This is a genomic window from Chitinophaga sp. (assembly GCF_036569185.1).
GTDB lineage: Bacteria > Bacteroidota > Bacteroidia > Chitinophagales > Chitinophagaceae > Chitinophaga.
The window spans coordinates 14,334-29,195 of record NZ_DATCRD010000401.1 but is presented as its reverse complement, the minus strand read 5'-3'; the positions used below and the strand labels follow the sequence as shown (position 1 = coordinate 29,195).

Here is a 14,862-nt window from a genome sequence, read left to right as displayed (position 1 = left end):
CCGCCAATGTAGTGATAGAATTATATAATACAGACGGCGCACAGGGCGCTGCCCGTGGAGCCGCTATTGGAGCCGGTTATGTAAGCGCTGCCGATGCTTTCCGGGGCATGGAATGTCTCGCCGTAATAGAGCCGGAGGCCGCATTGCAAGCCCAATACCGGGATGTGTATGGCAACTGGCTGAACGGACTGAATACCCTGTTGCACTAACCCAGATCCAGCATTTTAAAACCACATTAGTTATGAGTATTACATTAGGAAACAACGAGTATTTCAAAGGAATTGGTAAAATACCCTTCGAAGGACCACAGTCCGATAATCCGCTGGCGTATAAATGGTATGATGAAAATCGTCTCATTGCAGGCAAATCCATGAAAGAACTGTTCCGTTTTGCCGTATCCTACTGGCATACCTTCTGCGGAACCGGGGGCGATCCTTTTGGTCCGGGCACCAAACAGTTCCCCTGGCTTACCTCCCAGGATGCCAATCAGAGCGCTAAAGATAAGATGGACGCGGCTTTTGAGTTCATTACCAAAATGGGCCTCCCTTATTATTGCTTCCATGATGTGGACCTGGTAGATGAAGGCGCCACTGTAGCGGAATACGAAAGCCGTATGCAGCAGATCGTTGCCTACGCCAAACAGAAACAACAGGCCAGTGGGGTTAAGCTGCTATGGGGAACTGCAAACGTTTTCAGTAACCCGCGCTATATGAACGGCGCTGCCACCAACCCCGACTTCGCCGTGTTGGCTTATGCCGGTGCACAGGTGAAAAACTCACTGGATGCCACCATTGCATTAGGTGGAGAAAACTACGTATTCTGGGGCGGCCGTGAAGGCTACATGACCCTGCTCAATACCAACATGAAACGCGAACAGGAGCACCTGGGCCGTTTCCTGGGCATGGCCCGCGATTACGCACGGGCACAGGGTTTCAAAGGAACGTTCTTTATAGAGCCTAAACCCTGCGAACCTACCAAACACCAGTACGACTATGACGCAGCCACGGTAATCGGCTTCCTGCGCCAGTTTGGGCTCGATAAAGATTTTAAACTGAACCTTGAAGTGAATCACGCCACACTGGCAGGGCACACCTTCCAGCATGAGCTGCAGGTAGCCGCAGATGCAGGCATGCTGGGCAGCATTGATGCCAACCGCGGAGATGCGCAGAATGGCTGGGATACCGACCAGTTTCCTACCAACCTCAATGATCTTATTGAAAGTATGCTCGTAATCCTTGAAGCTGGCGGATTTGCCGGCGGCGGTGTAAACTTCGATGCAAAAACCCGTCGCAATTCCACCGACCTGGAAGACATCTTCCACGCGCATATCGGTGGTATCGATACTTTTGCCAGAGCTGCTATCGTTGCAGAAAAAGTGCTCACTGCCACTCCCTATAAAAAATTCCGTCAGGACCGTTATGCTTCCTTTGATAGCGGGAAAGGACAGGAGTTTGAAGCAGGTAAATTAACACTGGAAGACCTCCGGAATTTTGCTGCAGCAAACGGAGCACCTAAGCAAACCAGCGGCAAACAGGAATGGTTGGAAAACCTGATCAATGCAAGTATTTAAAATACCATTTGGGATTTCGCCGGTAAATTATCAACTAACAACAAACAGCTGTTATCAATTAATCATGGAGCGAAATCCCAAAATGTTTTATATTTTCTTCCAAAATTATGAACAATGAAATTTGGCATCCATTCTTTTCAAGAGGCAGGATTTGATATCATTGCGCTCCAGGATCTGGAAACAGGAACACAGGTGGAAATAATACCTTCTTTCGGCGCATTGCTACATGCTTTTAAAGTAAAACACGCAACAGGAAACCTGAACCTGATAGACAGCTACAAGGACCTTAGCGACCTGGAAGCCAATCTGCGCACCAGCTTTAAAAGTGTAAAGCTTAGTCCGTATGCATGCCGCATGAAAGACGCACAGTATACCTGGGAGGGTAAATCTTACAGCATCCAGAAAACACTGGCCCCCGGAAACGCTATCCATGGCCTGTTATACGACGCCCCTTTCACAGTAACCGCACAGCAGGCGGATGATCAGCAGGCAGCTGTAACCCTTACCCATCATTTCAAACAAACAGATGATGCCGGTTATCCTTTTGCGTACGATTGTATAGCTACCTTCACCCTGCTGGCCGGTAATGAGCTGCAGTTGAGCACTACCCTTGTAAATCAGAGCGGTACTACCATTCCTGTAATGGATGGATGGCATCCCTATTTCACCACCGGTACCCCCGCAGATGAATTGGTACTCACCTTTGCGTCCAAAGAGATAGTGGAGTTCAACGAAAAACTGCTGCCCACAGGAAGAGTATTGCCATATACTGAATTTGCTGCCGGCAAGCCGTTGAAAGGAGTGGAGCTGGATAATTCTTTTGTACTGGATCTTACAAAGCCACAACCGCTGGCTACCATCCACGATCCGAAGAAAAATATCAACATTGCTTTCTATCCTGAAAACAGTTACCCGATCCTCCAGATCTATATACCACCGCACCGTACCAGCATAGCAGTAGAGAACCTCAGTGGGGCCCCGGATGCCTTTAACAACGGGATCGGACTGGTTCAGCTGGCTGCCGGTGAAAGCAGGGTTTTTACCACCCGTATCAAGGTATCTTTATAAGTGAACCAGCCGATGGCATATTCTTTGGCTTCTCCTCTTCCATAGTAACCCGATTATATCACCATATAAACTGAGAGATTATGGACAAGTTAGAGATCAAAGGAAAATGGAATGAATTAAAAGGTACGCTGAAACAAAAGTACGCCGACCTGACCGATGACGACCTGTTATATGAAGAGGGACAGGAAGATAAGTTGATCGGAAAGCTGCAGCAGAAGCTGGGTAAAAGCCGGGAGGAAGTGATCGATTTACTGAAGTCTGCCTGATTGGACAACCTGGAATTTAAATACAGTGATCCTTCTGCCCCTGGCAGAAGGATTTTTGTTTTTTTTAACACCCTGGCATTTTCTTTAATTTGTACCTTGTCGGGGTAGATGAACAATGTCTATACTGATCTGTTTGTAAGAGAAAGGAGGGGATTCAGCTGTTAAAATTATTATATTCTATATGAATGTTTTTATACGCATCATAGCACTAGGCTGTATATTCAGTATGGCATTTGCTCCAAAGGTACAGGCCCAGGTAACCGTTACCGGGATGATTTCAGACAGTAACAGGCTGGTGCTGCCCTATGCTACGGTCAGTAATCTTAACTCGGGGAAGCGTTCGCTTTCCGACCAGGGTGGTTACTATAAGATAAGCGCTTCCCGCAACGACCGGCTCGTGGTCACCTTTGTGGGATATAAGCCGGATACGGTGATCGTTACCCAGTCGTCCGGCACTCAAACCATTAACATAGTAATGGAATCGGCCGGTAAATTCCTGAAAGGAGTTGAAATCACTTCCCAGTATACCCCTTACCAGATAGATTCCATGGAGAGGCGCAACCAGTATGGGTATATCCTCGATAATCCTAACAAGCCATTGGCGGGCGGCAGCACGCCGGAGGGAGCCGGTATCGTGTTCAGCCCCATCACCCGTTTCTCAAAAAGAGAAAAACAAAAACGGCAGTTTAAGGAGAATTATGAGAAAATGGAAAGAGAAAAGTTTATCGACTCCCGCTTTACACCGATATTGGTGAGCCGGGTAACCGGGCTTAAAGGAGATTCACTCCAGTTATTTATGCGGGACAATTATCCTGATTATAATACCATGCGCACTATCAATAACAATGATCTGCTTTACTGGATCACGGATAAGTATAAAGCCTGGATGAAGAAGTAGCCAGGTATACATAAAAAGAGAGCGGGGTATAACAATTGTTACACCCCGCTCTTTTATTTTAAGGATTGATATTTCAGTTATACACCTTCACCATATATACAAAGTCTTCCAGTTTCTTAATCTGGTCTACCCGGTTCATGCCTTCCAGGCGGCTCTTATGGTTCCAGTCTTTCCGGGCTTGTTTGTCTTTCGGCATCTCATCCAGCAGGTGTTTAAGGTGGGCCGATTTTACAGCAAAGGCAATACCATCGGAGGTAGTTTGTTTACCGGTTACTATTCCCACTACATCTCCTTTGTTGTCGAGCAGGGGAGCTCCGCTGTTACCAGGATTTACCGGGATGGACACCTGGTAGGCGGTAGTGTCTCCGTTGAAACCTGTTTTGGCGCTGATATAACCTTTGCCATAAACAATTTCATCGCGAGGGAAGCCCATGGTGAATACTTCTTCGCCGATTTTTACGCTTTGTGGTTTCAGTGCGTAAGGCAGCGGCTGACTTTTAAAAGAAGAATCTGCAATCTTCAGTACTGCCAGGTCACTGGAAATGTCTTCAAAGATACTGATGGCTTTAAAGGCTTCTCCTTTATTATTCTGAACATATACAGAGTCGGCGCCGGCTACTACATGATAATTGGTAACAATATAGCCGTTGCCGGATACCGCGAAGCCGGTGCCACCATAGGTACCGGGGTTCAGCGGTGCTCTGCTTTTGCTGTTCATATCGTTGATAAGGGCGTTCTGGGAGCGTTGAATATTATTCAACACCCTTCTTACATCCTCATACTGTGCGGTGGATTTGTTTTTTGATACGTTCTGTATGATCGCGATGGTAGACAGTGAAGTCACCAAAGCGATACAGGCTGCGGCAGCCAGGTTGGTAATGGTTCTGCGGCGGATGGTCCGTCTTCTTGCAGTCTGGTTTTCTTCCTGGGCCTGTTTACGGAGGCTGGGCATATCCAGTTGATGGTGTATCTGGTTGAGCTTTGCCTGTAATTGCTGACGTTTGCCATAATTGCCCAGGTGCTGAAGAAACAGCTGATGTTCTTCTACCTGTTTATTAACTGATGGATTGGTATGACGCAGTGTATCGAAAGCAGTTTTTTCCTGTTCGCTCATTTCCCCTTCCAGGTAACGCTCAATTTCACGTAATAAGATCATGTCTTCTTTCATGGCTGCTTTCTGCTTATAGTGATGTTTTGTATTGATCAAAAAATAACTTCTTCAAACGCATGAGGCACTTGTACTTCTGGTTCTTCGCATTTTCCGCATTGGTGTAACCGAACTTCTCCGCTATTTCCTGCATAGATTTCTTATGCAGGTAATAATCTTCCAGGATGGTTTGGCAGGGTTGGCCGATATTGCTCATGGCCCCTTCCATGATCCTGAATTCCTGGTCCCTTGCCTCATGCTCTTCCAGTGCTTCTGTAGCCGGGATCACTTCTTCCAGTTCAGGCGTTAAAGCATATAATCCGAAGGTACGCTGTACTTTTTTAAGCCACAGATGGCGGCAAACCGAATAAAGAAAGGTTTTGAGCCTGCTGCTTAAAGTAAAATCACCGTTTTGAACCTTTTCATATAATACTATAACAGCTTCCTGGAATACATCCTTTGCGTCGTCTTCCGAGCCATTATGCTGAAGAATCATCCGTAAAACCACTGGAAAATTTTCTGAATAGATGATTTCCAATGACTTATCCTCACCTTTTGCCAGTCCCAGCAATAATTCCCTGTCTCTTGTTATGTCTTGATTTTGCTTCACTCTTAATACAGTTATTAGGCATTTGGTAACCCAAAGTAGCGAAAAAAAATATTTTTAAAAGTTTGGGTTACCTTTTAGGTGATCCCGGTATAAAGGTTAAATCATTCAAAAACAACTTAAATAATTGTATCATGAAGAACGTAATCAAAATTGGTTTCTTAGCTCTGTCTTTCGGTCTGTTCGCAGTTGCTTGCGGTGGCGCAAAAACTGAAACTGCTACTGACTCTACCGCTACTGCTGCTGGTGCTTCTATCGATTCAGCTGCTCAGGTAGCTACTTCTACTGTTGATTCTGTAGCTGAGGCTGCAAAAGCAACTGTTGATTCTGCTGCTAAAACTGTTGATTCAGCTGCTGCTCATCACTAATCTGACTTTAGAATTTATAATTAACCGTTCAGGCTTGGCCTGGACGGTTTTTTTATGCCCCGTTTGCTTAAGAAAATCCATTTTTTTGAAAGTTATTCAATAAATAACCTTTGTTATTGAAAAAAGCATATTTTTCTATGATACCCCTTGGATAATTAAAATCGTGCCGTATTTTTGTCCTACACTCAAAGCGAGTAACAATTAATAATATGATACAACAAACCTCTTTTGGCTTTTTTAGCTTTTATTATTTCTGGTACCAGGAATAGGGAGGTCGTTTGTAAAAAGATAAAAGAACTACAAAAAGGCCTTCCGGAACCGGAAGGCCTTTTTAATATCAAAAACCGGCATGCAGCCAACTGATGCCATCAACAGGTAAACATATGTTACAGCCAGTTTCAGGCAATTATTTTTTTTATTACTTCTCTTACTTCTTTTATGCGAAGAAGCAGGGGACTCGTTTGCAATAATATACTTACATATAAAAGTACAGCGCAAAGGGTCCCGGATCGGGACCCTTTCTGTTTTTAATAGCTAGTTGCTACAGCAACTATAACAAAATAAAATCAATCACATACACATGAAAATTGCCATACAGGGGTTTGAAGGATCTTTTCACCAGGTAGCTGCCCAGGGGTATTTCGGTAAGCAAACTGAAATAGAATGCTGTGCCTCCTTTGCAGAGCTGGTTAAAAAAGCCAAACAGCAACCCGATGTGGATGCAGGTATCATGGCCATTGAAAACTCAATTGCCGGCAGCATTTTACCCAACTATAGTCTTATTAAAAACTCCGGCCTGCATATTACCGGTGAAATTTACCTGCAGATCAACCAGCACCTGATGGTTTTGCCGGGGCAAACGCTGGACGACATCCGGGAAGTACATTCCCACCCCATGGCCCTGTTGCAGTGTATGGATTTCCTGGAAAAGTACCCGCATATCAAATTGGTGGAAACAGAAGATACCGCCCTCAGCGCTAAACATGTAAGGCAGAAGAAGCTGAAAAGCACGGCTGCCATTGCCGGTAAACTCGCTGCAGAGATCTTCGAACTGGATATCGTGGCGCCTAATATCCACACCAATAAAAATAACTATACCCGTTTCCTGGCTGTATCCCGTACGCCTATAGCCACACCGGAAGACGCCAATAAAGCATCGGTATATTTTCAAACCAGCCACGACCGCGGTAGCCTGGCCAAAGTGCTTACCCAGATTGCGGTGGCCGGCATTAACCTGTCGAAGCTGCAATCGTTCCCTATCCCTGCCAGGGAATGGAATTACTACTTCCACGCTGATATGGAATTTGATAACGCCGCTCATTTTGAAAAAGCGTTATCGAAAATAGAATCGCTCACCGAACACCTGAAAGTGCTGGGTATATATAAAAAAGGAAAAACACATTAATCAGTTTTATGCAGATACAGGTTGCTAAAAGATTACAAGGCACAGAAGAATATTACTTCTCCAAAAAGCTCAGGGAAATTGAGGAAATGAACCAAACCGGCACCAGGGTGATCAACCTCGGTATCGGAAGCCCGGATCTGCCTCCTCATCCTTCAGTGGTGGCTGCATTAAACGAAAATGCCGCTCTGCCCAATACGCATAATTACCAGGGGTATAAAGGTATTCCGGCACTGCGTAAAGCGATGGCAGACTGGTACCAGCGCTATTATAATGTAACGCTGAACCCTGATACGGAAGTGTTGCCGCTGATAGGTTCCAAGGAAGGGATCATGCATATCTGTATGACTTACCTGCAGGAAGGCGATGAGGCCCTGATCCCGAACCCGGGTTACCCTACCTACCGGTCTGCAGTGAACCTGAGCGGGGCTACCGTTGTTGATTATGATCTGACGGAAGAAAATAACTGGCTGCCCGACCTGGATGCACTGGCGCAGAAAGACCTGCGCAAGGTGAAGCTGATGTGGGTAAATTACCCCCATATGCCTACCGGTGCAAAAGTAAACAGGGAGTTTGCCGCAAAGCTGATCGCTTTTGCCAGACAACACAACATTCTTATCTGCCACGATAATCCGTACAGCTTCATCCTGAATGAACAACCCGAAAGTTTGCTGCAGTTTGAAGGAGCAAAAGATGTGGTGCTGGAACTGAACTCTCTCAGCAAATCGTCTAACATGGCCGGATGGCGTATAGGCATGCTGGTAGGTAAAGCAGATTGGATTGCACAGGTGCTGCGTTTCAAAAGCAATATGGACTCCGGTATGTTCCAGCCAATGCAGATGGCCGCTGTAAAGGCATTGCAGCTGGGAAAAGAGTGGTACGATGATCTGAATAAAATTTACCGTGCGCGCAGGGAAAAGGTGTTTCAGTTACTTGACCTGCTGCATTGCACTTACGATAAAAACCAGGTAGGCATGTTCGTTTGGGCGAAAATACCTGCTACTAACGAAAACGGCTACACGCTCACTGATGAAATACTGCAGAAGGCCCGTGTATTCATTACCCCGGGAGGGATATTCGGCAGTAACGGTAACGGCTATATCAGGGTGAGTCTTTGCCAGGATGAGAAGGTTTTCCAGGAGGCGATAGAACGTATCAAAACCAACGTAAAATGATTGTAACAGTAATAGGAACAGGTTTAATAGGCGGCTCGCTCGCTATCACGCTGAAAGAAAAGGGCGTGGCAGAGCGGATCATTGGAGTGGATCAGAACCAGGAGCACCTGCAGCGGGCGCTGGAGCTGAACATCATTGATGAAGCAGCCACCCTGGAAGATGCCATGAAGCGCTCCGGCTTAGTGATACTGGCCATCCCGGTGGATGCCGTATTGCAGGCGCTTCCCGGCATTATGGATAAAGCGCGCCCTGGCCAGGTAATTATGGACGTAGGCTCCACCAAAGAAAAAATATTGCAACTCGTTGCCGGTCATCCCAACAGGGGACGCTTTGTGGCGGCCCATCCGATGGCCGGCACGGAGTATTCCGGGCCGGATGCCGCTGTACGCAATCTCTTCGTACATAAAACAATGGTGCTCTGTGATGTGAAAAACAGTGATGAGGACGCCCTGGAACTGGTGGAAAATATGGTAGACCAGCTGCAGATGCGCACGGTATACATGAATGCGGAAGAGCATGACCTGCACACTGCCTATGTATCCCACATCTCCCATATTACTTCTTTCGCACTGGCATTAACGGTGCTGAAAAAAGAAAAAGAGTCAGGACGCATCTTCGAACTGGCGAGCGGTGGTTTTGAATCCACGGTGCGTTTGGCGAAAAGCTCTCCTGATATGTGGGTACCTATCTTCAAACACAACCGCAACAATGTGCTTGATGTACTGGACGAACATATCAGCCAGTTACAGCAAATGAAAACATTGCTGGAGAATGAAGACTACGAAACATTTTACAAATTGATTCAAAAATCCAATAAAATCAGGAAGATCCTGAAATAACTAAATTCTGATAATCTACTTAACTTCAATACTATGGTACAGACAATGGAACAGATTTTATCTAAAACCAAATTCTCCGATCCGTCTTCCGATAAAAAGCCGTTGATCATTTCCGGGCCCTGCAGTGCAGAAACCGAAGAGCAGGTATTAGCCACCGCGCTGGCTTTGCAGAAAACAGGTAAAGTGGACGTTTTACGCGCCGGTATCTGGAAACCCCGCACCCGTCCGGGTTCTTTCGAGGGCATTGGTACAAAGGGCCTGGCCTGGCTACAGAAAGCCCGTGAAATTACCGGCCTGCCGCTGGCTGTGGAAGTAGCTACTGCCAAACAGGTGGAAGACGCGCTGCATTTCGGTGTGGATATTCTGTGGGTAGGCGCACGTACTACTGTAAATCCTTTCTCTGTACAGGAAGTTGCTGATGCGCTGAGAGGTGTGGACACTACCGTTTTAATTAAGAATCCTATCAATCCTGACCTGGAGCTGTGGATCGGCGCTGTGGAAAGAATCCAGAAAGCAGGTATCAATAAAGTAGGTTTGATTCACCGTGGCTTCTCCAGCTATGGTAACACTCAATACCGTAATGCACCGATGTGGCACCTGGCTATTGAGCTGAAACGCCGTATGCCTGAACTGCCTATGATCTGCGATCCTTCGCATATCTCCGGCCGCCGCGATATCCTACAGGAAGTTTCCCAGGAAGCAATTGACCTCGATTACGATGGCCTGATGCTGGAAACACATGTTGATCCGTACAACGCATGGAGCGACGCCAAACAACAGGTAACTCCTGAAAAACTGGCGGAACTGCTCGATGGTATCACCTGGAGAAGAGAGCATTCCGATAAAAAAGACTTTAACTCTGCACTGGAAAAACTGCGCGCACAGATCAACCAGGTGGATGACGAAATCATGCTGCTGCTCGGCAACCGTATGAAGATTGCAGAAAAGATCGGTGTGTACAAGAAAGAAAATAACATCACCATCCTGCAAACAAACCGCTGGAATGAAATCCTGGACCGCGCTGTTGCCAAAGGTGAGAAACTGGGTCTGACCAAAGACTTCATCGTGAAATATTTCGATGCAGTGCACCTGGAATCCATCAACCGCCAGAACAAAGTAATGAACGAAGATAAGTAGATACATCAGCCGCCGGCTGCTGACTCCAACAACAGCCGGCAGTAGTTTTCCTAACAGCAAAAGCGAACCGCTTCATGCAAATACAAACCCACCAGTTTCAACAGCAGGAAACCACCTATTTTTTAGGAGCAAGCCTGATGGAGTTGGGCAATCATGTAAACCGTCAGAGAACAGTACTGGTAATAGATGAAAATGTAGAATACCATCACGGTCATCATCTGCACAACTGGAAAAAAATTGTGGTGCCGGCAGGGGAGGAGTTAAAGAATATGGCAACGGTGGATAAGATCATCGATGGCCTGATATCTTACGAAGCCGACCGAAAAACCACGCTGGTAGGCATTGGTGGCGGAATGCTCACCGATGTGGCAGGATTTGCCGCCAGCATTTATATGCGTGGAATTCCTTTTGGCTTTGTACCTACTACTTTACTGGCGCAGGTAGACGCATCTATCGGTGGAAAGAACGGGGTGAGCCATGGTAAACAGAAAAACCTGCTGGGCATTATCCGCCAGCCGGAGTTTATCTTCTTCGATTATGCCCTTCCGCTCACAATGCCGGCAGAAGAGTGGCACAACGGTTTTGCAGAGATCATCAAATATGCCTGCATCATGGATGCCGCCCTGTTTGATTATCTCGAAAACAACAAAGAAAAAGCGCTGGCCCGCGATGTGGAAGTGCTGCAATACCTGGTAGAAAAATCAGTGGCGGCCAAAACAAAAGTGGTGCTGGAAGACGAGCTGGAGAACGGTCCCCGCAGGTGGCTCAACTTTGGCCATACCCTGGGGCATGCAGTGGAAAAGCTGGAGCATATTGCGCATGGAAATGCGGTGGCTATAGGAATGGTAGCCGCTACCCGCTTTTCAGAGAAGCTGATGAACCTGCCGGCAGATCAGACGGTACGACTGATAAAACTGATCAGCGATTACCAGCTGCCCGTAGCGTTCAGCTCTGATAAAGAGGCCGTGTTCGACATCTTTAAACTGGATAAAAAAAGGGAGAAAGATGTAATACATTTTGTATTGCTGGAAGAGATCGGGAAAGCAACCACCATGCCCATTCCCATTGCAGAACTGAAGTTGTTGCTGCAGGAATTGTAAATTTTTTTCTAATTAATTAAAGGCAGACGAAATATACATATGCAAGTTACTGTATCACCAGCCATCATTAAAGGCACGGTTACGGCCAATCCTTCTAAGAGCGCCATGCAACGCGCTGTAGCAGCGGCTTTGCTGGCAAAGGGAAAGAGCATTATCCGTAATCCCGGCTTGAGCAACGATTGCCTGGCAGCATTGGAAGTAGCCGAGAACCTGGGTGCTAAAATCAAACGGGAATCTGAATATTTTGAGATCACCAGTAACGGTGTGGCGCCGTTTTATGATGAAATCAACTGCGGCGAATCGGGTTTGGGTATCCGTATGTTTACGCCCATCGCAGCATTGTCGTCATTGCCTATTACCATAGAAGGGCATGGTAGCTTAACTACCCGCCCTATGGATTTTTTTGAAGAAGTATTACCTCAACTGGATGTGAAATGTTCTACCCATGGCGGTAAGTTACCGCTTCATATCCAGGGACCATTACATCCAAAAGATATTACTATTGATGGCTCTCTCAGTTCACAGTTCCTCACCGGCCTGCTTATGGCCTACGGCGCTGTGGCGGAAAACGTAACCATTACGGTAACGGATCTGAAGAGCAAACCATACATTGCGTTAACCCTTCAACTGATGGCGCATTTTGGCGTTCAGGTGGAAGAAAAGAATTTTGAGACATTCCATTTTGGAAAGAAACAGGCGTATAACGCCTGCGACTATACGGTGGAAGGCGACTGGAGCGGTGCCGCATTCCTGCTGGTAGCAGCGGCGGTAGCAGGTAAGGCGGAAGTGCAGCATCTTAATACTTCTTCTGCCCAGTCTGATAAAGCGATCCTTGAGGCATTGGAAAAAGCGGGCGCGCACCTGATGTCTGGTGTGTTTACCGTAAATATAGAGAAGGGCGGGTTGCATGCTTTTGAAATAGATGCTACCGATTGCCCCGACCTGTTCCCTCCGCTGGTAGCGCTGGCAGCTAACTGTAACGGCACTACGAAAATTAAAGGCGTGAGCCGCCTGGCTCATAAGGAAAGCGACCGTGGCATCACATTACAGGAGGAATTTGGTAAGATGGGGATTAAAATAGATCTCGAAGGCGATATCATGCTGGTACATGGCGGCACCGGTATTAAAGGCGCCCAGGTACATTCACATAACGACCACCGTATTGCCATGGCCTGTGCAGTAGCGGCGCTTACAGCAGATGGCCCTGTGATCATCGACAATGCAGAAGCGATCAATAAATCCTACCCGGAATTTTATGATCACCTGGAATTGCTGGGCGGCAAGGTGGCAGTAACCGTATAATTTCACTTTAAATCATCAGCGTGTGAACAGTTTTGGCAGATTATTCAGGGTAAACGTTTTTGGAGAATCACATGGCGCCAGTGTTGGCGTAAATATAGATGGTATACCTGCAGGTATACCGTTAAAACAGGAAGATTTCCTGGCAGACCTGGAGCGCCGCAAAGGCGGGTCCAGGGGCACTACGCCCCGCAAGGAGGAAGACCTGCCCTTTATTAAATCGGGCGTTTTTAACGACTTCACCACCGGTGCGCCTTTGACCATTCTTTTTGAGAATAATAATACCCGTAGTACGGATTATGAAAAGCTGCGTGAGTTTCCGCGCCCGGGTCATGCCGATTTTGTAGCCACCGAAAAATTCGGCGGCTTTGAAGATTACCGTGGCGGCGGGCATTTCAGCGGCAGGCTTACCCTCAACCTGGTAGCGGCGGGTGTAATAGCGAAGAAGATCCTGGGAGAACAGATCCAGGTAAATGCCACCATTACGGAAGTAGGTGGTAACCCTGATCCGGAAGCCGGGCTGGAAGCGGCTATTGCAGCTAAAGATTCAGTAGGCGGCATCGTGGAATGTGTAGTGAACGGGTTGCCAATCGGGTTGGGTGAGCCCTTCTTTGATTCACTGGAATCCGCATTGGCACATGCGGTCTTTGCGATTCCTGCCATCAAGGGCATTGAATTTGGCGCTGGCTTTGCAGCTGCCAAAATGAAGGGACTGGAGCATAATGATCCGATCATTGATAAAACAGGCAAAACAGCTTCCAATCATGCAGGAGGTGTAGTAGGAGGTATTTCCAATGGTAATCCGCTGGTATTCCGTATCGCAGTAAAGCCTACGTCCAGCACGCCTAAGGAACAACAGACCCTCAATATAAAAAGCGGGGAAGTGGAAACCTTTAGTGTGAAAGGCCGCCACGATCTTTGTATTGCGCTGCGCGTGCCGGTAGTACTGGAAGCAGTAACTGCTATGGTGCTGGCCGACTTCCTGTTACTGGAACAACGCCGGCCGCGTGTGTTCTCAGCGAAGTAAGCGCCTTCGGCGCTGGTAAATTGTCTTGGAGCAGGATTACGCTGATTTTACTGATTAGTTTGATTTTATTTTCCGGATTATAAAAAGAGAAAGGGAGGTAGAAGCGATATGTTCGCTTTTATCTCCCTTTCTAATTATCAAAAAAATCTATAGAATAAAAATCAAGCTAATCAGTAAAATCAGCGTAATCCTGCTCCAAGACAATTTACCAGCGCCGAAGGCGCTCAAAACCGCTATTGTTCAATCGCCAGCAGCTCCACGTCGAAGATCAGCGCTGCGCCGGGACCGATTTTAGGACCTGCGCCACGATCGCCGTATGCCAGCTCGGATGGGATGAAAAGGCGCCATTTGGAACCTACAGGCATTAACTGCAGGGCTTCTGTCCAGCCTTTGATAACGCCGCCTACGGGGAAGGAAATAGGTTGGCCCCTGTCTACAGAGCTATCGAACACTGTACCGTCGATCAAAGTACCATGATAATGCGTTTTTACTTTATCTGCGGCAGTGGGTTTGGGCCCGTTGCCTTCTTTCAGGATCTGGTATTGTAACCCGTCGGGTAATGTTACCACTCCCGGTTTTACTTTATTTTCCGCCAGGAATTTAAGTCCTGCTTCCCGGTTTTTGGCAGCTTTATCTGCCTTCAGTTGCTGTAAATAATTACTTATACTCATATCACATTGTTCTTTAGTCATTGTTAATGGCTGGTTCTTCAACGCATCCTGTACTGCCTTGGCCATGAGGGAAGGATTAATGTTTTCCAGTCCCTGTGCTTTCAGATTTTCTGCGATGCTTACGCCTATCCCATAGCTCACGGAATCCAGCTTGTTTTTTAATACCGGGGCTTTAACGGCTGTTTTGGCCACGGGCTTCTTAGGTGCAGGTTTAGCCTGACTGAAACCTTGTAAGGATATGAATCCCAGGGCTCCTATGAACAGGTATTTTTTGTACATAATGAATAA

Annotated in this window: 15 protein-coding genes and 1 pseudogene; 13 read left to right on the top strand and 3 right to left on the bottom strand. The window is 46.9% G+C overall.

What is annotated here, in order from left to right:
- From VIM72_RS30270 to VIM72_RS30250, 5 genes and pseudogenes are all read left to right on the top strand, one after another.
- A pseudogene (locus VIM72_RS30270) lies at window positions 1–209 on the top strand (carbohydrate kinase); the annotation flags it as partial.
- A 32-nt stretch (window positions 210–241) separates the two neighbouring features.
- Window positions 242–1,570, top strand: coding sequence for a xylose isomerase (gene xylA / locus VIM72_RS30265; RefSeq protein WP_332006535.1), 1,329 nt, complete (start codon window positions 242–244; stop codon window positions 1,568–1,570).
- A 114-nt stretch (window positions 1,571–1,684) separates the two neighbouring features.
- Window positions 1,685–2,638, top strand: coding sequence for an aldose 1-epimerase (locus tag VIM72_RS30260; RefSeq protein ID WP_332006534.1), 954 nt, complete (start codon window positions 1,685–1,687; stop codon window positions 2,636–2,638).
- Between the two features lie 80 nt (window positions 2,639–2,718).
- Window positions 2,719–2,904 (top strand): CsbD family protein, encoded by a 186-nt coding sequence (locus tag VIM72_RS30255; protein WP_332006533.1) that lies wholly within the window; start codon window positions 2,719–2,721, stop codon window positions 2,902–2,904.
- 181 nt (window positions 2,905–3,085) lie between these two features.
- Window positions 3,086–3,802: a carboxypeptidase-like regulatory domain-containing protein gene (locus tag VIM72_RS30250; protein WP_332006532.1), complete on the top strand. Its 717-nt coding sequence runs from the start codon at window positions 3,086–3,088 to the stop codon at window positions 3,800–3,802.
- A gap of 73 nt (window positions 3,803–3,875) precedes the next feature.
- Here VIM72_RS30250 and VIM72_RS30245 read toward each other — a convergent pair whose 3' ends face one another.
- The gene (locus VIM72_RS30245; protein ID WP_332006531.1) at window positions 3,876–5,009 is read right to left on the bottom strand and encodes a S1C family serine protease; all 1,134 of its coding nucleotides are present in this window, start codon (window positions 5,007–5,009) and stop codon (window positions 3,876–3,878) included.
- Entirely contained in the window at window positions 4,984–5,559 is a 576-nt protein-coding gene (locus VIM72_RS30240) for a sigma-70 family RNA polymerase sigma factor (protein ID WP_332006530.1), read from the bottom strand. The genes VIM72_RS30245 and VIM72_RS30240 overlap by 26 nt, the downstream gene beginning before the upstream one ends.
- Before the next feature lie 131 nt (window positions 5,560–5,690).
- On the opposite strand from VIM72_RS30240, the gene VIM72_RS30235 reads away from it, so the two are divergent.
- The 8 genes from VIM72_RS30235 to VIM72_RS30200 all read left to right on the top strand — a co-directional run bounded on the left by VIM72_RS30235 (window position 5,691) and on the right by VIM72_RS30200 (window position 13,903).
- The gene (locus tag VIM72_RS30235; RefSeq protein ID WP_332006529.1) at window positions 5,691–5,924 is read left to right on the top strand and encodes a hypothetical protein; all 234 of its coding nucleotides are present in this window, start codon (window positions 5,691–5,693) and stop codon (window positions 5,922–5,924) included.
- 580 nt (window positions 5,925–6,504) lie between these two features.
- A complete protein-coding gene (locus VIM72_RS30230) occupies window positions 6,505–7,329 on the top strand; it encodes a prephenate dehydratase (protein WP_332006528.1) in 825 nt (274 codons plus the stop codon).
- A gap of 8 nt (window positions 7,330–7,337) precedes the next feature.
- Window positions 7,338–8,501 carry a pyridoxal phosphate-dependent aminotransferase gene (locus VIM72_RS30225; RefSeq protein WP_332006527.1) on the top strand — a complete coding sequence of 388 codons (1,164 nt, stop codon included), beginning with the start codon at window positions 7,338–7,340 and terminating at the stop codon, window positions 8,499–8,501.
- Entirely contained in the window at window positions 8,498–9,340 is an 843-nt protein-coding gene (locus VIM72_RS30220) for a prephenate dehydrogenase (RefSeq protein WP_332006526.1), read from the top strand. Before VIM72_RS30225 ends, VIM72_RS30220 begins: the two co-directional genes overlap by 4 nt.
- Window positions 9,341–9,385: 45 nt before the next feature.
- Window positions 9,386–10,477, top strand: coding sequence for a chorismate mutase (locus VIM72_RS30215; protein ID WP_332006525.1), 1,092 nt, complete (start codon window positions 9,386–9,388; stop codon window positions 10,475–10,477).
- A 74-nt stretch (window positions 10,478–10,551) separates the two neighbouring features.
- Window positions 10,552–11,577 carry a 3-dehydroquinate synthase gene (gene aroB, locus VIM72_RS30210; RefSeq protein ID WP_332006524.1) on the top strand — a complete coding sequence of 342 codons (1,026 nt, stop codon included), beginning with the start codon at window positions 10,552–10,554 and terminating at the stop codon, window positions 11,575–11,577.
- Between the two features lie 39 nt (window positions 11,578–11,616).
- Window positions 11,617–12,879 (top strand): 3-phosphoshikimate 1-carboxyvinyltransferase, encoded by a 1,263-nt coding sequence (gene aroA / locus VIM72_RS30205; RefSeq protein WP_332006523.1) that lies wholly within the window; start codon window positions 11,617–11,619, stop codon window positions 12,877–12,879.
- Window positions 12,880–12,901: 22 nt separating this feature from the next.
- Window positions 12,902–13,903: a chorismate synthase gene (locus VIM72_RS30200; RefSeq protein ID WP_332006522.1), complete on the top strand. Its 1,002-nt coding sequence runs from the start codon at window positions 12,902–12,904 to the stop codon at window positions 13,901–13,903.
- 233 nt (window positions 13,904–14,136) lie between these two features.
- Here the strand turns inward: VIM72_RS30200 and VIM72_RS30195 are convergent, their stop codons facing one another.
- Window positions 14,137–14,853: an FKBP-type peptidyl-prolyl cis-trans isomerase gene (locus VIM72_RS30195; RefSeq protein ID WP_209862379.1), complete on the bottom strand. Its 717-nt coding sequence runs from the start codon at window positions 14,851–14,853 to the stop codon at window positions 14,137–14,139.
- Between the last annotated feature and the right edge of the window lie 9 nt (window positions 14,854–14,862).